The organism is Streptomyces sp. CBMA123, from assembly GCF_014596465.1.
GTDB lineage: Bacteria > Actinomycetota > Actinomycetes > Streptomycetales > Streptomycetaceae > Kitasatospora.
Map to the genome: position 1 here is coordinate 12,950 of NZ_MECK01000024.1, position 22,771 is coordinate 35,720.

At 74.5% G+C, this 22,771-nt stretch carries 18 protein-coding genes and 2 pseudogenes; 10 read left to right on the forward strand and 10 right to left on the reverse strand.

Annotation, left to right across the window (positions count from 1 at the left end; genetic code table 11):
- Nucleotides 1-21: 21 nt before the first annotated feature.
- Both BG452_RS04735 and BG452_RS04740 read right to left on the reverse strand, forming a co-directional pair.
- Entirely contained in the window at nucleotides 22-771 is a 750-nt protein-coding gene (locus BG452_RS04735) for an IclR family transcriptional regulator (protein ID WP_188302880.1), read from the reverse strand.
- 37 nt (nucleotides 772-808) lie between these two features.
- Entirely contained in the window at nucleotides 809-1,948 is a 1,140-nt protein-coding gene (locus BG452_RS04740) for a sugar kinase (protein ID WP_188302881.1), read from the reverse strand.
- Nucleotides 1,949-2,111: 163 nt separating this feature from the next.
- On the opposite strand from BG452_RS04740, the gene BG452_RS04745 reads away from it, so the two are divergent.
- The 5 genes from BG452_RS04745 (at nucleotide 2,112) to BG452_RS04765 (ending at nucleotide 8,891) form a co-directional block, all read left to right on the forward strand.
- Nucleotides 2,112-3,482, forward strand: a complete 1,371-nt coding sequence (locus BG452_RS04745; protein ID WP_317620902.1) for an alanine racemase — start codon at nucleotides 2,112-2,114, stop codon at nucleotides 3,480-3,482.
- Between the two features lie 56 nt (nucleotides 3,483-3,538).
- Entirely contained in the window at nucleotides 3,539-5,146 is a 1,608-nt protein-coding gene (locus BG452_RS04750; RefSeq protein WP_317620903.1) for a D-aminoacylase, read from the forward strand.
- Nucleotides 5,143-5,769 carry a bifunctional 4-hydroxy-2-oxoglutarate aldolase/2-dehydro-3-deoxy-phosphogluconate aldolase gene (locus BG452_RS04755; RefSeq protein WP_188302884.1) on the forward strand — a complete coding sequence of 209 codons (627 nt, stop codon included), beginning with the start codon at nucleotides 5,143-5,145 and terminating at the stop codon, nucleotides 5,767-5,769. The genes BG452_RS04750 and BG452_RS04755 overlap by 4 nt, the downstream gene beginning before the upstream one ends.
- A gap of 245 nt (nucleotides 5,770-6,014) precedes the next feature.
- Nucleotides 6,015-7,628, forward strand: coding sequence for an alpha-amylase family glycosyl hydrolase (locus BG452_RS04760; protein WP_188302885.1), 1,614 nt, complete (start codon nucleotides 6,015-6,017; stop codon nucleotides 7,626-7,628).
- A 210-nt stretch (nucleotides 7,629-7,838) separates the two neighbouring features.
- Complete coding sequence (locus BG452_RS04765) at nucleotides 7,839-8,891, forward strand: hypothetical protein (protein WP_188302886.1); 1,053 nt, start codon at nucleotides 7,839-7,841, stop codon at nucleotides 8,889-8,891.
- Between the two features lie 111 nt (nucleotides 8,892-9,002).
- Here the strand turns inward: BG452_RS04765 and BG452_RS04770 are convergent, their stop codons facing one another.
- The 4 genes from BG452_RS04770 to BG452_RS04785 form a co-directional block, all read right to left on the reverse strand.
- Nucleotides 9,003-9,743, reverse strand: a complete 741-nt coding sequence (locus tag BG452_RS04770) for a (2Fe-2S)-binding protein (RefSeq protein ID WP_188302887.1) — start codon at nucleotides 9,741-9,743, stop codon at nucleotides 9,003-9,005.
- A gap of 229 nt (nucleotides 9,744-9,972) precedes the next feature.
- Nucleotides 9,973-10,518, reverse strand: a complete 546-nt coding sequence (locus BG452_RS04775) for a hypothetical protein (RefSeq protein WP_188302888.1) — start codon at nucleotides 10,516-10,518, stop codon at nucleotides 9,973-9,975.
- Nucleotides 10,519-11,378: 860 nt separating this feature from the next.
- Nucleotides 11,379-13,061, reverse strand: coding sequence for a peptide-N4-asparagine amidase (locus BG452_RS04780; protein WP_188302889.1), 1,683 nt, complete (start codon nucleotides 13,059-13,061; stop codon nucleotides 11,379-11,381).
- A gap of 154 nt (nucleotides 13,062-13,215) precedes the next feature.
- The gene (locus BG452_RS04785; protein WP_188302890.1) at nucleotides 13,216-14,118 is read right to left on the reverse strand and encodes a LysR family transcriptional regulator; all 903 of its coding nucleotides are present in this window, start codon (nucleotides 14,116-14,118) and stop codon (nucleotides 13,216-13,218) included.
- Between the two features lie 138 nt (nucleotides 14,119-14,256).
- Between BG452_RS04785 and BG452_RS04790 the strand changes: the two genes are divergently transcribed.
- Both BG452_RS04790 and BG452_RS04795 read left to right on the forward strand, forming a co-directional pair.
- Nucleotides 14,257-15,240 (forward strand): pseudouridine-5'-phosphate glycosidase, encoded by a 984-nt coding sequence (locus BG452_RS04790; RefSeq protein WP_188302891.1) that lies wholly within the window; start codon nucleotides 14,257-14,259, stop codon nucleotides 15,238-15,240.
- Nucleotides 15,241-15,243: 3 nt separating this feature from the next.
- Nucleotides 15,244-16,122: a carbohydrate kinase family protein gene (locus tag BG452_RS04795; protein ID WP_188302892.1), complete on the forward strand. Its 879-nt coding sequence runs from the start codon at nucleotides 15,244-15,246 to the stop codon at nucleotides 16,120-16,122.
- A 66-nt stretch (nucleotides 16,123-16,188) separates the two neighbouring features.
- Here BG452_RS04795 and polX read toward each other — a convergent pair whose 3' ends face one another.
- Both polX and BG452_RS04805 read right to left on the reverse strand, forming a co-directional pair.
- Nucleotides 16,189-17,985 (reverse strand): DNA polymerase/3'-5' exonuclease PolX, encoded by a 1,797-nt coding sequence (polX, locus tag BG452_RS04800; RefSeq protein WP_188302893.1) that lies wholly within the window; start codon nucleotides 17,983-17,985, stop codon nucleotides 16,189-16,191.
- A 133-nt stretch (nucleotides 17,986-18,118) separates the two neighbouring features.
- On the reverse strand, nucleotides 18,119-18,919 hold the full coding sequence (locus BG452_RS04805; protein ID WP_188302894.1) for a hypothetical protein: 801 nt from the start codon (nucleotides 18,917-18,919) through the stop codon (nucleotides 18,119-18,121).
- A gap of 266 nt (nucleotides 18,920-19,185) precedes the next feature.
- Here BG452_RS04805 and BG452_RS04810 point away from each other — a divergent pair, with 266 nt between their 5' ends.
- The gene (locus tag BG452_RS04810; RefSeq protein WP_188302895.1) at nucleotides 19,186-19,845 is read left to right on the forward strand and encodes an ArsR/SmtB family transcription factor; all 660 of its coding nucleotides are present in this window, start codon (nucleotides 19,186-19,188) and stop codon (nucleotides 19,843-19,845) included.
- Nucleotides 19,842-20,003: pseudogene (locus BG452_RS45310) on the forward strand (MFS transporter); the annotation flags it as partial. The gene BG452_RS04810 and the pseudogene BG452_RS45310, both read left to right, overlap by 4 nt.
- Before the next feature lie 208 nt (nucleotides 20,004-20,211).
- On the opposite strand, the gene BG452_RS04815 reads toward BG452_RS45310, so the two are convergent.
- Together BG452_RS04815 and BG452_RS04820 are read right to left on the reverse strand one after the other, a co-directional pair.
- Complete coding sequence (locus BG452_RS04815) at nucleotides 20,212-20,880, reverse strand: DUF6629 family protein (protein ID WP_188302896.1); 669 nt, start codon at nucleotides 20,878-20,880, stop codon at nucleotides 20,212-20,214.
- 254 nt (nucleotides 20,881-21,134) lie between these two features.
- Nucleotides 21,135-21,974, reverse strand: a pseudogene (locus BG452_RS04820) (DMT family transporter); the annotation flags it as partial.
- 266 nt (nucleotides 21,975-22,240) lie between these two features.
- On the opposite strand from BG452_RS04820, the gene BG452_RS04825 reads away from it, so the two are divergent.
- Nucleotides 22,241-22,504, forward strand: a complete 264-nt coding sequence (locus BG452_RS04825; RefSeq protein WP_188302898.1) for a dsRBD fold-containing protein — start codon at nucleotides 22,241-22,243, stop codon at nucleotides 22,502-22,504.
- The last annotated feature ends 267 nt before the right edge of the window (nucleotides 22,505-22,771 follow it).

Sequence of the window (22,771 nt, forward strand, 5' to 3'; positions counted from 1 at the left end):
CGTGCGGTTGGTGACTGTCCGTCAGGATTGTTCGGGGCGGCCGCAGTCGGCCGAAACGGCGCGGGCGGTGGCGAGCAGCTGCGGCAGGAGGTCCAGCACCTGCTCGTACGGGAGGAGGACGTCCGGGACGGAGATCGACGCGGCGGCGACGACCCGGCCGCTGGCGTCCCGGATCGGGGCGGCCACGCAGTTGATGAAGGCCTCGTGCTCGGCGTGGTCCTGCGCCCAGCCCTGGGCGGCGACCTTCTCCAGCTCGGCGAGCAGCGCCTCGGGGGTGGTGAGGGTGCGTTCGGTGTGCGGGGTGAAGTCGATCCCGGCCACCACCCGGCGGCGTTCCGGCAGCGGGAGGTCGGCCAGCAGCACCTTGGAGACGGCGGCGCTGTGCAGGGCCGCGCGCAGCCCGATCCGGGAGTACATCCTGACCGGGTGACGGGAGTCGAACTTGTCGATGTAGACCACCTCGCCGCCCTCGTACGCCGCCAGGTGCACGGTCTGGCCGGTGGCGGAGTTCAGCTCGGCGAGGTGCGGGGCGGCGATCCGGCGGATGCCGCGCTGCTCCAGGGCGAGGCCGGAGAGGGCGAACAGGCCCGCGCCGAGGTGGTAGCGGTAGGCCGCGTCGCGGTAGACGAACCGTTCCTCCTCCAGACTCTGGAGCAGCCGCAGCACGGTGGTCTTGTGCACGCCGAGGACCTCGGCCAGCTGGTCGAGGGAGCGCTCGCCCTCGCCGAGCTGGGCGAGGATGCGCAGGGCGCGGGTGACGGTCTGGCTCATCGGGCTCGGGCTCCGGTCGGGTGGCTGGGGTTGACGCTCATTCGGCCCGGGCCGGGGCGGCGGGCAGGGCGGGGGAAGTGGGCAGGGCGGGGGCGGCGGGCAGGGTCGGCGAAGTGGGCAGGGCCGGGGAGGTGATGGCGGCGGCGGTGACCCGGGTGGCGGCCCAGTCGGCGGGCGAGGCGTCGAGCAGGGCGGTCACCACCGGGGCGGGCGGCAGGTCGGCCTGGTCGCCGTGGGCGGTCAGGGCGCAGGCCGCGGCCAGGTGGCCGAGCCGCAGCCGGCGACGCTGGTCCAGGCCGTGGAGGGTGCCGGCCAGGTAGCCGGCCGCGAAGGCGTCGCCCGCACCCGTGGCCTCGACCACCTCGACGGCCAGAGCCGGTTCGGCGATCACCGTGCCGTCCCGCTCCAGTGCGGTGACCAGCCGGGCGGCGTCCTTGACCACCACGGTGGCGGGGGACGGGAAGCGGCGGCGCAGCGCGGCCGGCTCGTCGGTGCCGAAGGCGGCCTGGGCCTCGTCGGCGCCGAGCAGCAGCAGGTCGGCGGCGTCCAGCAGAGGCGGCAGCACGGCCGGGTCGCGGTCCCGCCAGAGCCCGGGGCGCCAGTTGAGGTCGAAGCTGACCAGCCGCCCGGGGCGTCGGTCGGCGAGCAGGGCACGCAGCAGGGCCAGGCACTCGTCGGAGAGCGCGGCGGTGATGCCGGACAGGTGGAGCAGCCGGGCGCCCGCCAGCAGCCGGGCGGCGGCCGGGTCGGTGAGCAGGGCGGGGGAGAGTGCGGCGGCCGCGGAGCCGCGCCGGTGGTAGTGCAGGCGGCTGCGGCCGGGGCCGAGGTCGTGCCGGTGGCCGGTGGCGCCGCCGACCTCCTTCAGGTAGAGACCGGTCGGGCGGTGCGGGTCGACGGTCACGCCGGAGACGTCCACGCCGCGGGCGGCGACCTCGGCGAGCAGGCGGCGGCCGAAGCCGTCGTCGCCGACCCGGCTGATCCAGGCCGTCGGCACGCCGAGGCCGGCCAGTGCCCCGGCCACGTTGGACTCCGCGCCGCCGACGGACAGCCGGAAGGTGTCCACGGCCTCCAGTGGCCCCGGGCGGTCGGGCAGCAGGACGGCCATCGACTCGCCCACGCACACGGCCGTCGGGGGAGGACCGGGGCGGGCCGGCCCCGGGGTGTCCTGTGGCGGCATCTGCTGGGCTCCTCGTCTGCGGCGGTCCGGTGGCGTGCGGGCCGGCCGGGTCCGACCGCCAGTCGGTTCCGTTGACCGTGATCCGGCGCCGATGCTAGAACCGTGGTGCCAACATGTGCAACCCTCGTTGCACATGTTGCAATATGGTGGATGGAGGAAGACGGTGGAGCAGACCTTCGCAGACGGTGGCGACCTCGGGAGCGGTGCCTTCGCTCGTGGCGGTGCCCGCGCGAGCAGCGTGACCTTCGCGAGCCGCGTGACCGGGCCGGGGATCAACGAAGGAGCGGTGGCCGCCCTGGCCGACGAGACCCTCGACTGGCGGTTCAAGGCCGCCCCACCGGAGAGCTGGGGGCACACCGTCCGCGACTGGCTCGCCACCGGGCCCACCCTCTCCGACCTCGGCACCCCGCTGCTCACCCTCGACGCCGCGGCGCTCGACCACAACGTCCGCACCATGGCCCGCTGGTGCGCCGAGGCGGGCGTCGCGCTCACCCCGCACGGCAAGACCACCATGGCGCCCGAACTCTGGCAGGCCCAGCTCGCCGCCGGCAGCCACGGCATCACCCTCGCCAATCTGCCGCAGGTACGGGTCGCCCGAGCCTTCGGCGTCCAGCGGATCCTGCTCGCCAACACCCTGCTCGACCCGGCCGGACTGGCCTGGCTCGCCGCCGAACTGGCCGCCGACCCTGACTTCGCCTTCCTCTGCTGGACCGACTCCACCGAGGGCGTACGGCAGATGGACGAGGCGCTGCGCGCCGCCGGAGCCGAGCGGCCGGTCGAGGTGCTGATCGAACTCGGCGGCCCGGGCGGGCGGACCGGCGCGCGGGGCGTGGACGCGGCCGTCGAGGTCGCCGCCGCCGTACTGCGCGCCCCCACCCTGCGGCTCGCCGGCGTCGGCGGGTACGAGGGCGCCCTCGCGCACGACGCCACCGCCGAGGGGCTGGCCACCGTACGCGGCTACCTGAAGGCCCTCGGCGAGCTGCACGGACGGCTCGCCACGGCCTACCCGGACGGTGCGCCGCCGGTGGTGTCGGCCGGCGGCAGCGCCTACTTCGACCTGGTGGTCGAGGAGTTGGCCGCGCTGCCGGAGGCGCTGGTGGTGCTGCGTTCGGGTGCGTACATCGCCCACGACGACGGGTTCTACCGGGGCATCTCGCCGCTCGTCCGGGGCGCCGGGCAGGCCCCCTTCCGCGGCGCGCTGCACGGCTGGGCCCGGGTTGCCTCCCGGCCGGAGCCCCAACTGGCCCTGCTGGACGCGGGCAAGCGCGACCTGCCCTTCGACGAGGGCCTGCCCGAGCCGCAACTGGTGCGCGGGGGAGCGGCGTTGACGGGCACGTCGGCCCGGATCACCGCGCTCAACGACCAGCATGCCTTCCTCCGTGACGCGGGCGACCTCGCACCGCTCGGCGCGGTGCTGCGGCTCGGCGTCTCCCACCCGTGCACGGCCTTCGACAAGTGGACGGCGCTTCCCGTGCTGGACTCGGCGGACGCGGCCGAGCCGAAGGTGACCGGGCTGGTCAGGACGTTCTTCTGATGACGGACGCGGCGAGAGCGGCCGGCCGGGCAGTTGTCGCCAAGGGAGCAGCCGTCGTGAAGGGCGCAACCGTCCTCAAGGGGGCGACTGTCGTCGACGGGACCGGCGCCGGCCGCTACCGGGCGGACGTGCGGATCGCCGACGGCCTGATCACCGAGATCGGTGCGGGCCTCGGCGGGGCCTCGGAGGTGGACGCCGACGGACTGGTGCTCGCCCCCGGCTTCATCGACATGCACGCCCACTCCGACCTCGCCCTGCTGCTCGAACCCGAACACCCGGCCAAGGTCACCCAGGGTGTCACCTGCGAGGTCCTCGGCCAGGACGGCCTCTCCTACGCCCCGGTGGACGACACCACCCTGCCCGCGCTGCGCCGCCAACTGGCGGGCTGGAACGGCGATCCGGCGGACCTCGACTGGGACTGGCGCGACGTCGCCGGCTACCTGGACCGGATCGACCGCACCCGGGTCGCCGTCAACGCCTGCTACCTGGTGCCGCACGGCTCGCTGCGGATGCTCGCCATGGGCTGGGACGACCGCCCGCCCACCCCGGCCGAACTCGACCGGATGCGGCAGGTGTTGGCGCGGAGCCTGCTGCAGGGGGCGGTCGGGATGTCCAGCGGCCTCAGCTACACCCCCGGGATGTACGCGGACACCGCCGAACTGGTCGAGCTGTGCACCGTGGTGGCGGCCTACGGCGGATTCCACGCGCCACACCAACGGTCCTACGGGCAGGGTGCGTTGGAGGGCTACGCGGAGATGGTGGAGATCGCCCGGCGGTCCGGCTGCGCGCTGCACCTGACCCACGCCACGATGAACTTCGGCGTCAACCGCGGCCGGGTCGGCGAGTTCCTGGAGCTGGTCGACCAGGCGCTCGCGGACGGCGTGGACCTCACCCTGGACAGCTACCCCTACCTGCCCGGCTCCACCACCCTGGCCGCCCTGCTGCCGAGTTGGGCCACCGAGGGCGGGCCGGCCGCGACGCTGGCCCGGCTCGCCGACCCGGGCGCCCGGGAGCGGATCCGGTACGCGATGGAGGAGCAGGGCAGCGACGGCTGCCACGGCGTGGTCGCCGACTGGGCGACCATCCAGATCTCCGGCGTCCGCTCGGCGGAGCTGGCGCGGGCGGTCGGCCGGACGGTCGCCGAACTCGCCGCCGAGCGGGGGACCGGCGGGGCGGAGGTCTTCCTCGACCTGCTGCGCCGGGACGAGTTGGGCACCACCATCCTCCAGCACGTCGGCCACGAGGAGAACGTCCGGGCGGTGATGCGCCACCGCGCCCACACCGTCGGCAGCGACGGACTGCTGGTCGGGGCCCGTCCGCACCCGCGCGCCTGGGGCACCTTCCCGCGCTACCTCGGCCACTACAGCCGGGAGTTGGGCGTACTCACGCTGGAGGAGGCCATCGCCCGGATGACCGGTCGGCCCGCCGCCCGGCTGGGACTGGACCGGCGCGGCCGGATCGCCCCCGGGTACCACGCCGACCTGGTGCTCCTCGACCCCGGGCGGATCCGGGACGCCGCCACCTTCGAGCAGCCCCGGCTGCCCGCCGAGGGGATCGAGTACGTGTACGTCAACGGCACCGCCGTCGTCCGACAGGGACGCACCACCGGCGCCCGCCCCGGGCGTGCCCTGCGCCGCACCGACCGAGGAACTCTGGCCCCATGAGCGATCTTTCCGAGCTGTGGAACGACCCGGTGATCGCGGTGGTCCGCGCACCCCGGATCCCGGACGCCGCCGCGCTGTGCGCAGCCCTCGCGGAGGGCGGCATCGGCTTCACCGAATTCACCTACACCACACCGGATGTGACGGCCCATCTGATACGGGCCTCGGCGGCCGGCTGGCGGGTCGGGGTCGGGACGGTACTGACCGCCGAGCAGGCCGAGCGCGGGATCGACGCCGGGGCGTCCTTCCTGGTCACCCCGGGCTGCCGGCCCGAGGTCGCGGAGGCCGGGCGGGCCCGCGGGGTGCCGGTGGTGCTGGGGGCCCTCACCCCGACCGAGGTGGCCCGGGCGGTCGACCTGGGCGCGGCCGCCGTCAAGATCTTCCCGGCCCGGTCGTTCGGCCCCGGCTACTTCAAGGACCTGCGCGGCCCGTACCCGGACGTGCCGTTGGTGGCCTCGGGCGGGGTGAACGCGGGCAACGCGGCCGAGTTCCTGGCGCAGGGGGCGCTCGCGGTGTGCGCGGGGACGGACGTGGTGCCGCCGGCGGCGGTGGAGGCGGGGGACTGGGCGGAGATCACCCGGCGGGCGCGGGTGTTCACCCGGGCCTGTGCGGCGGGGGTGTCGTAACGGGGGTTCGGCGGGTTCGGGTGGCTCGGCGGGTTCGGGTGGCGCGGGTCCGGCGGTGGTTCCGTGAAGGAGCGACGGGGGCGTGGTCGGTGGTGCGGCGCGCGGGTCCGGCGGTGGTTCCGTGACGGTGTGAGGCGGGCTGTCGGGACGGCCGGGATTGGACGAGAATCGGTGGCACCCGGCTCACCCCGGCCCCTCGGCTCTCGGCCCGCGCGGCCCCCGGACCCGGCAGGAGGACCCACCCCATGACCTCGACCCGCCCCGGCCCCGACTGGCTGGCCGACGCCGTCCTGTACCAGATCTACCCGCAGTCCTTCGCGGACTCCGACGGCGACGGCATCGGCGACTTCGCCGGCATCACCGAGCACCTCGACCACCTCTCCTGGCTGGGCGTGGACACCGTCTGGCTCAACCCCTGCTTCGCCTCGCCGTTCCGCGACGCCGGGTACGACATCACCGACTACCTCACCCCCGCCCCGCGCTACGGCCGCACCGAGGACCTGGTCGCGCTGGTCGAGGCCGCCCGCCGCAAGGGCATCCGGATCCTGCTGGACCTGGTCGCCGGGCACACCTCCGACCGCCACCCCTGGTTCCTGGCCTCCGCCGAGGACCCGGCCGACCAGCGCTACATCTGGTCGGACCGCCCGGTGGACGGCTTCGTCGCCTCGCCCGGAAGCCGCCCGGGCTGGTACCGGCCGAACTTCTTCGACTGCCAGCCCGCCCTGAACTTCGGCTACGCACAAGGCAGTTCGGCGGAGCCGTGGCGTCAGCCGGTGGACGCCGAAGGCCCGCGCGCCAACCGGGCGGCGCTGCGCGACATCATGGCGCACTGGCTGGGCCTCGGCGTGGCCGGCTTCCGGGTGGACATGGCGTACTCGCTGGTCAAGGACGACCCGGGCCGGGTCGAGACCGCCAAGCTCTGGACCGAGCTGCGCGACTGGCTGGACCGCACCCACCCCGAGGCCGCGCTGTTCGCCGAGTGGGGCGACCCGGCCGCCGCCGTCGCGGCCGGATTCCACGCGGACTTCTTCCTGCACTTCGGCGGGGACGACCACGGCCTCGCGCTGCGCTCGCTGTGGAACAACGACGGCGGGACGGTGGAGGAGTTCTGGCGGCAGGGCCCGTGCTACTTCGAGGCCGAGGGGCGCGGCACCCCGCAGACCTTCCTGGACGCCTGGCGCTCCGCCGCCGAACTCACCGAGGGCAACGGGCACATCGTGCTGCCCACCGCCAACCACGACTTCTCCCGGCTCGCCACCGGGCCGCGCTCCGGCGCGCAACTCGCCCCCGCCTTCGCCTTCCTGCTCACCTGGCCGACCCTGCCCGCGGTGTACTATGGCGACGAGATCGGCCTGCGCTACCTGCCCGGGCTGCCGGACGTCGAGGGCAGTGTGCTGGGGCCGCGCTTCAACCGGGCGGGTTCGCGGACCCCGATGCAGTGGACGCCGGGCCCTTCGGCCGGGTTCTCCACCGCCGCGCCCGAGCGGTACTACCTGCCGCTGGACCCGGACCCGCGGCGCCCGGACGTGCTCTCCCAGCGGGCCGATCCGACCTCGCTGCTGCACACCGTCCGACGGCTGATCGCGCTGCGGCGCGCCCACCCCGGGCTGGGTGCGTCGGGCGGGGTGGAGGTGCGGAACGCCGGGTACCCGCTGGTGTACACCCGGTCCGGGCGGTACCTGGTGGCGGTGAACCCGCGCCGGGAGCCGGGGGTCGTCCGGCTGTCGGAAGGCTTCGGCGGTGCGGGCGGCGGTGCCGGCGGGGGTGCTGTGCGGCCGCTGGAGGTGCAGGGCGTGCGGGTGGTGGACGGCGAGCTGCGGGCGGACGGCTTCTCGTACGGCGTGTTCGAGCTGGGCTGAGCCCGGGGTCCGTGGCCCGGGGTCCGTGGCCCGGGGCTCCGGGTCAGGGGGCCGACGGGGTGTCGGCGGCCGGGGCGGGCTAGGGGTGGCCCGGCTTCCGAATCCTGTCAGATGGTTGTAAGCTACATCCATAGATGGTTGCATTTACCACCTGCATTGGTTGTATCTGCCACCTGGTAGGGAAGAACATCGGAGGACGGTACGAACGCCATGAGCACACCCCAGACCCCCGCCGCAGCGCCCACCCTGGGGCACTCGCTCAAGCACCTCGCCGTCCACCTGCTCACCCCGCTGCTGATGTGCCTCGGCATGGCGCTCGCCTACCAGGGCGCCTTCCACCAGCCGGAGCCCCACCACCTCAAGGTCGCCGTCGTCGGGTCCGGCCCCCAGGTCCAGGGCCTGGCGCAGACCATCCAGGGCAAGGCCGGCGACGCGCTGGACGTCCGGACCGTCGCCGACCGCCCCGCCGCCGAGCGACTGCTGCGCGACCGCGACCTGGTCGGCGCCTTCGTCCCGGACGCCAGGAACCCCGAACTGATCGTGGCCAAGGGCAACTCGGACACCTCGGTGGTCGCCGCCACGGCGGTGTTCACCAACGTCACCGACCGGCAGGGCGTCCCGCTGCACGTCACCGACCTCACCACCCCCGCCAAGGGCGACCCGACCGGCCAGGGCCTGTTCTTCCTGCTGGTCGCGCTGAGCATCGGCTCCTACGCCAGCGTCGCGGTGATCGGCGCCGCCGGCGCCGGGCTGAGCATGCGGATCCGGGCCCTGGTGGGCGTGGCCGTCTCGCTGGTGGTCAGCGTGATCGGGATCGCCACCGCCGGACCGCTCTTCCACGTCGTCGACCACGACTACGCCGCGATCTGGGCGCTCGGCTGGCTCTACTCCGCGGGCATCGTCCTGATCGGCATCGGGCTGCACAGCTTCCTGAAGAAGTGGACCACGCTCGCCCTGATGGTGCTGTTCGTGATGCTCAACTTCACCTCCTCCGGCGGCATTTACCGGCCCGAGTTGCAGAACGGCTTCTTCGGGGCCCTGCACGGCTTCTGGACCGGCGCCGGCTACCTGGAGGGCGCGCGCAGCATCATGTACTTCGACGGCGGCGCCGGCCTCGGCGGGCACGTGCTGACCCTGGTGGTCTGGCTGCTGCTGGGCGGGGCGGCCCTGGTAGCCGCGGCGCTGTACGAGGGCCGCGGGCGCCGAGCGGTGGAGAGGCCGGCCGAGGCCGAGGAGGAGATGGAGGAGGCGGTCGCGGTCTGAGGACCGTACGCCCGAAAGGACTTCACCCGGTGCGAGGGCATCGGAACCGGGTGGGGATCGGCGGCCCGCGCCCGGCCTTGGACAAGCCGGGCGCGGGCCCTTGTCCGCCGGTCAGCCCCGCTCCCGGCGAGCGGGCGGCCGGGTGAAGCAGCAGTCGCCGCAGAGCCCCGCGCCCGGTCCGGTTCGGTAGTAGAGGCAGCAACTGGTCCGCCGGAGCGTGGCTCCGCGCGGGCCGTCGAGCAGGGTGCCCGAACCCGCCAGCGGCGGACGCGCCAGCAACCGGGCGACCAACTCCGTTGCCCGGCCCGGCACTTGGGCGTCCAGCACCCGCAGCGTCCCGGCCAGCGCGGAGGCCTCGTTGCCGCGCAGCAGGCGCGCCGAGAGCGGCACGGCGGCGCGCACTGCTGCTGCCAAGGGCTCCAACCAGCCGATCATGACGGCCTCGTGGAGCTGGTCGACGAGCTCGCCGGGATCGGGGCGGGCCGGCTCCGGCGGCGTCCAGAGGTCGATCGGTCCCTGGTCAGGGATCCGCACCCAGGCGTGCTCCAGGGTCGGGACCGTCCCCAGCAGGACGGCCGAGCCGATGCCCACCGACCAGAACCGGGCGGCCAGCCCGAGGTGCAGGATCGAGGCGGCGACCCGGAGCTCGGCCGTGCCCAGCCGCCGCGCCACCACCCGCACCCGGGGCGCGAGCGGCGCGTCCGGCCCGGTACCGTACAGCTCCGGCAGTGGACGGAAGCCGGGCGGCGGGGTGCCGGTGGCGTCGCTGTCGAGGGCGAAGTACGGGCCCACGGCGGCGAGTCGGCCGTAGTCGGGCCGGGGCTGCTCGGTCTGATCGGACGCGGGGTTCAACGGCCCTCCCCGGTAAGGTCGTTGAACCCCGCGCCGGCTTCGGTCGACCGGAGTGCGGTCGGGTGGGCCAGGGCCGCTCTTTCGGGCCCTGCGTCCGGCGCGATCCCACAGAGCGGGCCTATGGCCGGGTGGGCGGGGCGCATCGGGGCCTCCGGGGGGTTCGGGGGAACGGGCGGGCGGTGACACCCCGGCCCGGTCGGGAGCCCGGAAGGCCCTGGTCGGGCGGTGGTCAGCCGCGCACGGTGAAGTCGCCACTGGTCGTGCGGATGAACGGTACCGTGCCCTGGCGGTCCGAGACCGGGGCGCCGAAGAAGCCCCAGACCCAGCCGACCCGGTCCCCGTGCCGGCCGTCGTCCTCGACCGAGAGCGCGACCTTCTGGCCGACCACCGGCCGGCCCGGGAACCACGGCACCTCGCCCTTGGTGACGACCCCGGTGGCGATCGCCTCCCGGCCGCCGACGGCCAGGCAGGTGATGTCCCCCTCGAAGTCGGCGACCAGCCGACCGTCGGTGTGCACATGGCGGACGTGGAAGTGGCCGCGGGTGGTGCCCGGGTCGGTGGTGTGGTCGGCGCGGGCGTCGACCGTGAGCTGGACCGGGTCTCCCGTGAAGCCGTCGAAGGCGGCGGTGAGGACCGTCCCAGCGTTCCCGCGCAGGACCACCGGACCGAAGCCGTCGGCGGAGGCCGGTGCCGCGGCGGTCGCCGGGGCGGCGGTGGCGACCGTCGCCGCCAGGAGGCAGAGCGCGGCAGCGGCGGTGGCGAGACGGCGGGTCATGGCGGTTCGGCCTCCTGGGCTGGGGTTTCCGGCGGTCGGTTGTCCCGGCGGGTGGTTGTCCTGGTGAGCGGTGGTTCCGACAGCATCGAGTCTGGCCCGCCAGGGCGGGGCAAACCTCCCGCTGGGGAGGGGAGTTGCCTCCTCCCGGGGGAGGAGTACCGCCTCCCCCGGGAGAGCGGCCCGTAGGCTCGGCGGTGTGCGCACCGACTCCCTGCGCACCGACTCCCTGCGCACCGACTCCCTGCGCACCGACTCCCTGCGCACCGACCCCCTGCCCGACCTGCCCTGCCCCGGCCTGCTCCGCCCCGACCGGGCGGTAGCGACGACCCGTACCCCCGGGCGTTCAGCGGGACGGGCGGAGCGCTGGTTTGAACGCGTTGCGGTCGAGGCCGCGTTCGCCGACCGGTCGGGCGCACCGCGGGCCGAGCCCGCGCGGGGTGGTGGGCGTGGTCAGTGCCCCCGGCCGCCGCCGCGCAGGCCCCGCGGGCGGGTCATGGTGGAGCCAGGGCCGAACTGCGGCCGGACGTCGCACCGGTGGACATCCGGAGGCCGCGACGGCCCGGTCCGGCGGGGAACGAGCGCGTCCACGGAGTCGAGGGGATGCTCCGTGGACGCGCGGAACCTGCGAGGCGGGGGTGGCCTCCGGACGTCACGTCCTCCGGCCGGTAGTTCGATCGTCGACCGAGGTAGTACCAGCGGCAGACCCTGATCCGTCTCGACCTGTCGCCACTGCCTCCTGCGGTCGAACTTCCTTCAGCTGCCTCGCAGGTCCACCTCCCATCATGCGCCTCCCACGGCGTGTGCACCAGGGGTGAACGGTCCGAATTCGGGCAAATCTCGCACGTCGGAGTCGACGGGCCTTACGGTTTCGGCCACCCGTCGACGAAGCTCAGTGTCCGGTGGTACGGCCCGTCCGGCCCGGTGCTGCGGTAGTCCTCGGTGCTGCCGCCGGTGCGGACGGTGCGGTCGCCGTCGTGGCGCCGTGCGGTGGGTCGCAGGGTGTGGTCCACGGTGGAGCGCTCGGTGACGTGGCCGCCGGTCGCGGCGGTGGCCTCGCGGTGGTAGCCGAGGTCCATCGCGGTGTTCTGGTCGGTGTTCCCGGCCGCGTCGTGGGTCACCTTGTACGTGACGTCCAGCGGTTCGCCCTCGTGCACGGTGGTGGTGCGGTGCGGTCCGCCGCCCCAGGTGCCGGTGGTGCGGGTGAGGTCGGCGCTGTTGTGCAGGGTCACGTCGTTGCCGCTGTCGCGCAGTTGCTGGGCGGAGCTGAACGCCAGGTCGTCGCGGACCTCGGTGGTGATCCGGCCGTGCGAGGTCTGCACCCAGCCGCGGGCGAGGTCGTGCCGGGCGGCGGTGACGGTCCAGTCGCCGCTGCCGCCGCCGTGGTCGGCGAGCTGGGTGGCGACGGCGGCCTCGGGGGCGACCCGGTAGTCGGTGAGCTGCCCGGAGGTGCGGTCGGTGCCGTGGTCGACCTCGGCGAACAGGTTGACCTGGCCGGTCCAGACGTCGTTGCTCTGCGCCTCGGCCGCGTTGACCGTGATGCCGACGCTGTGCGGGCGCCCGTCGAGCAGCAGGCCGACGTACGGGGTGAGGTCGAGCCGGTAGGCGGGCAGGTCGAAGGCGAAGACGCCCGGGACGGGCCGCCACAGCAGCGGGTCCCAACCGCCGGTGTAGATCACCGGGTACGGCCAGACCGCTCCGGCCACCCGGCCGTCCACGGTGAGCCGCAGCTCGCGGAACGGGCCCTTGCCGCAGGCGCCGATCGACGGGTTGGCGGCGACGAAGGCGTCCGGCGCGGAGGCGTACGCGAACTCCTCGCAGGCGCCGCCGCCCCGGGCGTAGACCTCGGCGGTCAGGCGTTGCAGGTTCCGCGGGAAGGTGACGTCCTTGGCGGTGCCCGGAGCGGCCTGGGTGAGCGAGAACGGGCCGGTGGTGAGGACCTGGTCGGCGCCGTGGGCGGCCGGCCAGCGGTCGTCCGCGGTGTAGAAGGTCAGGCTCGCCGAGAGCTTGTAGACGCCGGTGTAGGTGGCGTCGGTGACGTTGGCGAGGTCGAGCGAGAACGGCTGCGGCCCGGCCTCGAACAGCGGGGCGTAGCGGGTGAGATCGCGTTCGACGTTCCACTGGATGCCGTCCTTGGACGGCTCGGGGGTGGAGGACAGCAGCACCTGGACGCCGCCGATGCGGACGCTGAAGATGCGGTCGAACTGCCGCCCGGCGACCTGCCCGTGGAGGTCCAGGACCACCGCGGACCACGGCCCGGCGCAGTCGGCGGGCGGGGTGAGGGTGGCGGTGTACGGGGTGTCGGGCGGGTTGCCGTAGCCGTTGCGGAACTCGCGGTCGTGCATCACTTCGACGCTGCAGGAGCGGGTGTCGGGGCGGGTGAGCGGCTTGGTCGCGGTGACGGGGTCGTGGTAGCCGTCGCCGAAGTCGGCGTGGGCGGGCGCGGCGGCGGTGAGGGTGCCGGCGAGGGTGAGGGCGGTGGCGCCGAGCAGTCCGGCGAGGCGGCGCAGCAGGCGGCGACGGGGGCGCGGGGGGAACAGGGCCAAGGTGGATCCCCGGGTCGGGCGGCCCGTCGGCGCGCGCCGGGCCGGGTGGGTGATCCGGGCATCCTTCCGGCGCTGGCATGTGAGCGTCAAGAGTGGCCGTCGGGCGCTGCCGCGGGCCTTCCGGTTCCCGCGGCTTCCGCCGCACGTGGTGGCGCTACCACTCCTCCAACTCCGCGGCCTCCTGCCGGATCAGGTTGCGCAGCGTCGCCAGCGGGGGCCGCCGGTCGTCCGTGCGCCACTGCATCTCCAGCGGCAGGGTGGCCCGCCCCTCCAGCCGTACGGTGGCCACGTCCTCGGTGAGGTGGCCGGTCATCGAACCTGGCACCAGGGAAAAGGCGCGGTTGCGGGCGAGCAGGTAGAGCCGGGAGCCGACGATCCGCGGCGGGCTGACCAGTACCGGCGGGTCGACGCCGTGCTCCGCGCACAGGCCGAGCACGTGGTCGTAGTACCGGGGGTGCTGCTCGCGCGGCCACAACAGCAGTGGCAGGTCGCGCAGTTCGGCCAGTCGCAGGCTCGCCCGGCCGGTCAGCGGGTGGTCCCGGCCGAGGGCGACCCGGACCGGCTCGTCGGCGATCCGCTCCAGCCGGTAGCCGGGGACGTCCTCCAGGAAGCGGCCGAGGCCGATGTCGGCGAGTTCGCCGGCCAGGGTGGTGGAGACCTGCCCGGTGTCGACGGCGAGTTCGGCGGTGTCGAGCGCGGGCAGCTCCTGCTCGGCCCGGCTGACCACGGCGGGCAGCAGCCGGTTGACCACGCTCGGCGAGGCGACGATCCGGGCCGTCCCGAGCCGGGACTCCTCGTGCAGCCGGACCCGCGTCAGCATGGCCCCCGCCTGTTCGAGCAGCCGCGCGCTCTCGGCCGCCATCACCTCGCCCGCCTCGGTCAGCGCGACCGAGCGGCGGCTGCGGTCGAACAGCTCGACGCCGACGGTCCGCTCCAATCGGGCGACCTCCTGGCTGACCGTCGGCTGCGAGATGTGCAGGCGCTCGGCGGCCCGGCCGAAGTGCAGCGTCTCGGCGACGGTCAGGAAGACCTCCAGCTGTCGCAAGGTGAAGCCCATGCGGATCATCCTAGTGCGAACTGATAGGTGATCAGCTATCAGAAACCCCAGGACTCATTCTGGTTTCCGATCCGAACCGTCCCTACGCTGATCGTCGCGTTGCCCCGTCGCAGTGGCATCTCACAGGAAGCTCCCACCATGACCGGACTGCCCGTCAGCACCCCCGCCAGCACCCCTGCCGGCGCCCCCGCCATCCGGATCTCCGAGGAGGTCGCGCAGGCCGTCGCCGACGGCCGTCCCGTGGTCGCCCTGGAATCGACGATCTTCACCCACGGCCTGCCGCGACCGCGCAACCTCACCGTCGCGCTGGAAGCCGAGGAGCGGCTGCGCGGGGCCGGCGTCGTCCCGGCGACCATCGGCGTGCACGCGGGCGTCCCCACGGTCGGTCTGAGCACCGAGCAGATCACCGAACTCGCCGCCGCCGACGGCCTGGACAAGGTCAGCCTGCGCGACCTGCCGGTGGTCGCCGCGCTCGGCCGGCACGGCGGCACCACCGTCGCCGCCACCGCCTTCCTCGCCCACCGCGCGGGCGTGCGGGTGTTCTCCACCGGCGGCCTCGGCGGCGTCCACTTCGGCGCCTCCGAGAGCTTCGACGAGTCCGCCGACCTGACCACCCTGGCCGCCACCCCGGTCACCGTGATCAGCGCCGGCGTGAAGTCCATCCTCGACATCCGGGCCACCCTGGAGCGCTTCGAGACCCTCAACATCCCGGTCATCGGCTACCGCACCACCAAGTATCCCGGCTTCTACGTCACCGACTCCGGCCACGAGATCAACTTCGCCGTGCAGTCGCCCGAGGAGGCCGCCGGGATCATCGACGCCCGCGACCGACTCGACCTGCCGCAGGCCGTCCTGATCGCCAACCCGGTCGACCCGGCCAAGCAGCTGCCGCCGGAGGAACTGGACGGCATCCTGGCCCGCGCCTGGGCCGAGGCCGAACGCCGGGGCATCACCGGCAACGCCTCCACCCCCTTCCTGCTCGACCACATCCAGCGCGACACCGACGGCCGCAGCCTGGAGGTCAACGTCGAGGTCTACCGCGGCAACGTGCGCCTCGGCGGCGAGATCGCCACCGCCCTGGCCGCCCGGGCCGGTGGGTCCGCCGCCTCCACCGGGGCCTGACCCGTGCTCGGGGTGCTCGGCGACCTCGTCGAGGACATCGTGGTCTGGGTCGACGGCCCGCTGCGCCACGGCACCGACTCCGGCGCCCAGGTCTTCCGCCGGCGCGGCGGCAGCGCGGCCAACGTCGCCTGCTTCGCCGCCGGGCAGTACCCGGCCCGCTTCCTCGGCTGCGTCGGAGCGGACCCGGTCGGGGACGGCGTGGTCGCCGAACTCGGCGGCCACGGCGTGGACGTACGGGTGCAGCGGCACGGCCAGACCGGCAGCATCGTCGTGCTGATCGACCGGGACGGCGAGCGGACCATGCTGCCCGACCGCGGCGCTGCCAAGCTGCTGGAACGCGTCCCGGACGACTGGCTGACCGGCCTGACCCACCTGCACGTGCCCGCCTACTCCTTCGACGGCGAGCCGGTCGGCCGGACGGCGCTCGACGCACTCGCCCGGGTCCGGCGAGCGGGCGGCACCACCTCGGTGGACGCCTCCTCCACCGGGATGCTGGAACAGTTCGGGCGGGAGCGCTTCCTCGGCCTGCTGGCCGAGCTGGCACCGACCTTCGTGTTCGCCAACCGCTCCGAGTCCGCCTTCCTCGGGCTGCTGGTGGACGGCCTGCCGGGGCCGGAGCGCGCCCGGCTGGCGGCCACCACGGTGGTCACCAAGTCGGGGGCCGAGGCGACCACCGTCGACGTGCCGGGCGAGGGGCTGTTCACCGTGCCGGTGCCGCCGGTCGCGGAGGTGCGCGACCTCACCGGGGCCGGCGACGCCTTCGCGGCGGGCTTCCTGGCCGGCTTCCTGGACTCCGGGGACCTCCGCCTGGCGGCCGGGCTCGGGCACCGCAGCGCGGCCCGGGTGCTGGCCACGCCGGGGGCTTCGCTGGGGGAGGGGTAGGGCAGCTGCAGCAACCACGGCCGTAGCAACCACGGCCGTAGCAACCACGGCCGTAGCGACGGCGGACTACTTCCGCAGTGCGTCCTTGCGGAGGAAGTGCTTCAGCCGCTGCCACGTCCACGCGTTGATCACGTCCTCGGCGGTGAGCCAGCCGCGCTGCGCCGTACCGATGCCGAAGCGCGGGTAGGCGAGGTGGCCGGTGGCGTGGGCGTCGCTGTCGATCGCGAAGCGCACCCCGTGCCGCTTGGCCCGCAGGACGTCCTCGTCGCGCAGGTCGAGCCGCTGCGGGGAACTGTTGATCTCGATCGCGGTGCCGGTGCGCGCGGCGGCGGCGAACACCGCGTCCAGGTCGACGTCGATCGGTCCGCGCCGACCGATCCGGCGGGTGGTGAGGTGGCCGATGACATGGACGTACGGGTTCTCGCAGGCGCGGATCAACCGGCGGGTCTGGGCGGCGCGGTCGAGGGTGAAGTGCGAGTGCACGGAGGCCACGCAGACGTCGAAGCCGGCCAGGAACCCGGGCGGCCAGTCCACGCCGCCGTCCGGGCCGATGTTCAGCTCGGTGCCGTGCAGCAGGCGCAACTTCCTGTGGCGGTCGGCGAGCCGGCGCAGCTCCTCGCGCTGGGCGAGCATCTTCTCGTCGGTCATCCGCTGCATCACCAGGTCCGGCGCGTGGTCGGTGACGGCGTAGTAGGAGTAGCCGCGGGCCGCCGCCGTGTCGACCATCTCGGTGAGGGTGGCCAGGCCGTCGGTCAGGTCGGTGTGGGTGTGGAGGTCGCCGCGCAGGTCCGACTCCTGGATCAGGTCCGGGAGTTCACCGTCCAGCGCGGCCTCGATCTCCCCCCGGTCCTCGCGCAGCGTCGGCGGGATCCAGGGCAGGCCGAGCGCCGCGTACACCTCCTCCTCGGTGGCGGACACCACCTTGGCGCCCTCCGCCGCCTTGCCCTTTCCATCCCCCACGTCCTTCGAGCCTTTCGCGCCGCCCTTCCCGGTGTCGCCGCCGACCTCGAACAGCCCGTACTCGGAGAGCTTGAGCCCGGCCCGGACCGCCATCGTGCGCAGCTTGATGTTGTGCGCCTTCGACCCGGTGAAGTAGACCAGCGCGGCGCCCCAGTCCTCCTCGGGGACGACCCGCAGGTCCACCTGGATGCCCTGGGCGGTGCGGACCGAGGTCTTGGTCGGCCCGCTGCCGATCACCTCGGCCACGTACGGGAGTCCGGTGAGCGCGGCCATCAGCGGAGCGGAGTCGGCGGCGGTCGCCAGCACGTCGATGTCGCCCACCGTCTCGCGCATCCGGCGCAGCGAACCCGCGTACGCGCAGCGGGTGCAGCCGGGGACGGCGGAGAGCGCCGCGACCAGTTGCTCGGCCAGCTCGGTGGCGGCGTCGAGGAGGGTCCGGCCGCCGGACTGCCGCATCAGCTCGATGCCGTGCAGGATCTTCTCCCCGCTGCGCTCGCCGAATCCGGCCACACCGGACAGCTTGTCGGCGCGGATCGCACCGGCGAGTTCGTCCACCGAGGCGATGCCGAGGTCGCGGTAGAGGGCGAGGGCGCGCTTGGGGCCGACGCTGGGGACGGCCATCATCTCCCGTACACCGGACGGGATCTCGGCGCGCAGGGCCTCCAGCGCCGGGATCTCTCCGGTGGCGAGGTACTCGGCGATCTTCTCGGCCGTGGACTTGCCGACACCGGGGATCTGCTGCAGTCCCTTGACGTCCAGACCGGCCACGTCCTCGGGATGGCCGCCGACGGCTCGGGCGGCCTTCTCGTAGGCGCGGGCCCGGAAGGCGTCCCCGCCGGTGATGTTGATCAGGTCGGCGTACTCCTGGAGCAGTTCCCTGACCTGGTCGTTGAGCCGGGGCATGGGGCAAGTCTAGGTTCGGAGCCCTCCGTTCGCCGCGCGGTGCGCACTCCGCCGGGCGGTGCGCACCCCGCCGGGCGGGGTGCCGTGCGGGCGCGGGGGGCTGTGCGGGGTTCGCGCGGGGTCTGCGCGGGGTCTAGTCGTAGGCGACCGCGAGCAGCAGGACGACGGTCAGGCCGCCGCCGGGGGTCGGCTCGACCGCGAGGCGTCCGCCCGCCGCCACCACCAGGCTGTGCAGCGCGGGGCCCACCGGTCCGGTGGCCCGGACGCCCGCCGGCAGCCATTCGCGGGCCTCGGGCGGCTCGTACGTCCCGCGGTCGGATATTCGTATCTCGACCCGCTCCCGGCCGCGACCGGTGGCGCCCTGTCCGGTGGCGCCCAGTCCGGGCGTGTCCGGCCAGATTGCGCCGTGTCCGGTCGTATCCGACCCGGTCGTGTCCCGTCCGGTCGCGGTCCAGGGCGCCGCCGGGCCGGGGCGGGTGACGTCAGCCCGGACCAGTACCCGGCCGCCCAGCGGGCTGCGCCGGATCGCGTGGTCGAGCAGCCCGGCTATCGCGGCCTCCAGCCGGCGGGCGTCGCCGGCCACCACCGGTAGCCCGGGCGCGAGCCTGACCGTGACGGCTGCGGCCCGGCCGCCACCGCGCACCACCCGGCGCACCACCTCGGTGACCTGGACGTGCCGTGCCTGCGGCTCGCACCCGGCCTGCCGGTCGGTCCAGCTCAGCCGGTCGAGCTCCGTCCGGGAGAGTGGTCTGGGGCCGGCCATCGCCGTCGGCGGGAACGGCCCGAGGCCGTCCGGAGCGCCCCCGTCGCCCTTGCGTTCGGCGCCACCCGCGCCACCCGCGCCACCCGCGCCACCCACGCCACCCGTGCCACCGAGCGCACCGAGCGCCCGGGCCCCCGAAGCGACGTAGCCCCAGAGCTTCCCGCGTGCCATCGCCCTGCCCCTCGTGCCTGACCGGCGGCCGTCATCGATTCCGCGGCCGACCGGGGCGGGCCGCTTCCCGGGCCCTGGTGCCAGCCTGCGCCTCCGCCGCCCGGGTGACAATCCGGCTCCGGGACGCGAAGCGGGGCGCGGCCCCCGCCGAGCGGCGGGTGGGCGGGTCCTCCGACCGGCGGGGCGAGGCCCGGTCCGGTGACCGCAGAGAAATCTTCGCAAAAAACCCTTTGCAAACAGTTCTTTGCGATTCTACGCTCCTGGTCATGAGCGAAGACCGCGGCTGGAAGCACAGCGACGACCCGCACGTCGTCCTCACTGCCAAGGGCATGAGGGCCATGGCCCATCCCGTGCGGATGCAACTGGTCGAGCTGCTGCGCAAGCACGGCCCGTCCACCGCGACCAGGCTCGCCGAGCAGCTGGGGCTCAACTCCGGAGCCACCAGCTACCACCTGCGCCAGCTCGCCGCCGCGGGCTTCGTCGAGGAGGACACCGAGCGCGGCAACGCCCGGGAGCGGTGGTGGCGCTCGGCGCACCGGCTGACGGTCTGGACGGGGGAGGACATGGCGGACGAGGAGCCCGGGGCGGGCGTCGGCTTCCTGCGCTCCGTGCTGGCCGGGCACACCCTGACCGCCCAGCGTGCGCTCGACGCCTTCGAGACGATGCCCGGGGAGTGGCGCAAGGCGGTCGACTTCAGCGACATGCTGCTCCAGCTCACGCCGGCCGAGGCCGTGCAGTTGACGGCCGAACTGTCCGTGGTGCTCCGGCGCTACCGCCGGGTCGGCGCCGAGGGGCCGGTGCCGGAGGGCAGCGAGCAGGTCTCCGTCGCGGTCCACGTGCTGCCTGATCCGCAGCGACAGCCCGAATCGCAGCGACAGCCCGAACCACAGGGGCAGCCCGAACCGGGGGAGGGGAGAGCCGAATGACCGCCGGCACCGCCCATCCGCCGGTGCGCAGCCTGAGGCCGCTGGCCGGGGTGCTCGCCGCCACGGCGATCCCCCGGACCGGGAGGTGGATCTCGGCCATCGCCTCGCCCTGGTTCGTCCTGGCCACCCCCGGCAGCGCCACTCTGACCGGGCTGGTCCCGCTGCTGCTCACGGTGACGGTCCTGGCCGGCGTCACCCACCTGCTCGGCGCCCGGTTCACGACCGTCCTGCTCCCGGTCTGGGCCCGGGAGTCCGGCCGGGGCCCGCGGGAGCCACGGTCGATGGGCAGGCCCGGGCAGCAGGGGGCGCGGTGGAGGCGGCGCGGTCGTAAGGGCCGGGCCCGTCGGGCGGGCCGGACGCCGGCGTTCACCGACGGTCGGTGGGCAGGTGTCCCGCCCAGTGGAGCAGCAGGAGGCTGGCCAGGGCAGCGAGGGCACACCAGGTGGAGACGAACGCGAGCCGCCAGAGCAGGGCGCAGAGGACCGCGCCCACTCCGGTGAGCAGACCGAGACGGCGGAGCAGGCGGTCGCCGCTGATCAGGAGGGAGCCGACCGTGGTGAGGAGGTAGCCGGTGAGCAGAAGGGCCGGGTACGGGATGCCGATGGCGTAGCCGAGGGTGTGGCCGTGCCGGGTGGCCGTCACCGGGTGAGCGGCGACGGCGACCGCGAGCGGCACCGCCACCGCTGCGCCCAGCAGCGCCAGCAGGGCGAGTACGCGGCGTCGGCCGGGGCCAGCGGGGTGCCCGGGTTCGTGGGCCGCGCACCAGACACCGACGGGGACCAGGACGGGCAGCAGCGGCAGGGCGATCACCGCCCAGGCGGTGCGGGTCGCCCCGGCGAGGGCCGACGGCAACTCACCGTCCGTGCCGAGCCAGACCAGCGCCTCGACGAGCTGGTGCACGCCCAGCACCAGCGGGAGCGCGGCGAGCGGTAGTCGCTGCGGTCTCCCGGAGCGCCGGGCGCGGACCAGGCACGCCACGCCGATGCCCGCGACCGCCGCGCCGGCCACGGCGTCCGCCTGGGCGCTCCAGCACATCGGTCCGCCTACCCGTGCTCACCGTTCATGTCGATGTCATCGCCACCGCCACCGCCACCGCCGTCGCCAGCGTCTCGGTGAGGGCTGCCACCGCCGTCGCCGTTGTTACCGTTACCGCCGTTGTTGCCGACACCGGCGCCGTCAGGGCCGACACCGGCATCGCCACGACGCGGCTCCCGGCCGCCGTCACCGTTGCCGGGCTGGTCGCTCGGTGGCACCCCGATGCTCTCCAGGGTGTCGCGGACGCTGCTGCCGGGCATCGCCGGATGTCGGCCGATCACGATCACCCCGATCACGATCGCCACCAACCCGGCCGCCTGCCAGGCCAGCGCAGCCGGGGTGACCCGCAGTCGGTCGCCGAGGAAGCCGACCGCGCAGGCGATCCCGGACAGCGGCTGGGCGGCGGTCAGCGCCGGCAGTGACATCCGCAGCGGCGCGGCCTCGAAGGCGCTCTGCACCAGCAGCAGTCCGACCACGCCCGCCACCACCACCGCGTACGGCTGCCAGGTCCGCAGCACCGCCATCAGCCCGTCGTGGTCGAGGCGCTGGGTGGTGGTGCGGGTGAGCGCGTCCTGCAGGCCGTAGAGGAGTCCGGCGGCGAGGGCCAGCAGGGTGGCCTCCTCGAACAGCGGCAGCCGGCGGGCGAGCGAGACCAGCAGCAGGGTCAGCCCGACCACCGTGCCGACCACCAGCCAGTGCCGCAGCTCCCCGGCGGGCGGACCGCCGCCAGTCGGCCGTCCGGCCACGATGAACGCCGTCACCCCGAGGCCCAGCAGCAGCACCCCGGCCCAGCCGGAGCGGCCGAGGGTCTGACGGGTCAGCACCCGGGAGAGCGCCATGGCGAAGATCAGGTTGGTCGCCAGCAGCGGCTCGACCAGGGACACCTCGCCCTGGTTGAGCGCGAGCGCGGAGAGGAGCAGACCGCTGACCATGAACCCGGTGCCGAGCAGCCACTCGGGCATCCGCATCAGGTCCAGCAGCAGACGCCAGCGCAGCAAGTCGGCACGGGGGGCCCGTTGCGCCGCATGCTGCTGGAGGACGAAGCCGAGTCCCAGACAGCAGGCCGCGCTCAGAGCGAGGAGGAAGACCGCCACGGAGGGACCACCAGGTTGTCGCTGCCCCGTGCCGCGCCGGCGGTTCCGGGGGAGGGTTCGGCGGTCGCGGCACGCTTCCGTCAGCGTACCGCCGGGGCGGCGGCCGGACCGATCGGACGCGGCGGATCCGCACTGGTCGCCGCCGTCACCGCCGCGCTTGCCGCCACGGGTCGCGCGGGCGCACGCTGGTGTGAGTGGCCGCCACGGGCCCAGCGCCCGGGTCGGCCGGGACCGGCGTGATGGGGGCCGCCGCCAGGAGGTGTGGCATGCACAACCAGTGGGACGTGGAGCTCAGCTTCGACGAAGACGGCGTGCACACGGTGTGCGACGCCAGGTTGACGGGCGCGAGGGCGCCGGGCCTGAGCGCGCACGGCGAGGCCGAGAAGAGCGCGGAGGACCGCCCGCTCGCCAGGATCGGCGAGGAGGTCGCCGCCTCCCGGGCCCTGGAGGAACTGTCCCGCAAGCTGCGGGCCCAGGCCACCGGCGAGATCGAGGACGAGGGGCACCGCCCGGGCTACCTGATCTACTGACGGCGTCAGCGCGTCTGGTCATCCGGCCGTCCGGCCAGTCCGGCCAGTCCGGCCGTCCGGGACGTCCGGGGGCCTGGGGACGGCGGTGTGGGCGCGACCGTCCCGGCGCGGGTGCGGCCGGTCGGCTCCAGGGGTTGGCCGGCTGGTCGTCGATGGCTGTCCAGCAACCGGGTGCCCTGCCGGAGGCTGCCGGTGGCCCAGAGCGACCAACCCGCACCGTCGTGGAACTCGGCCATCGGCCATCCGCCGGTCGCCGCCGCAGCTGTC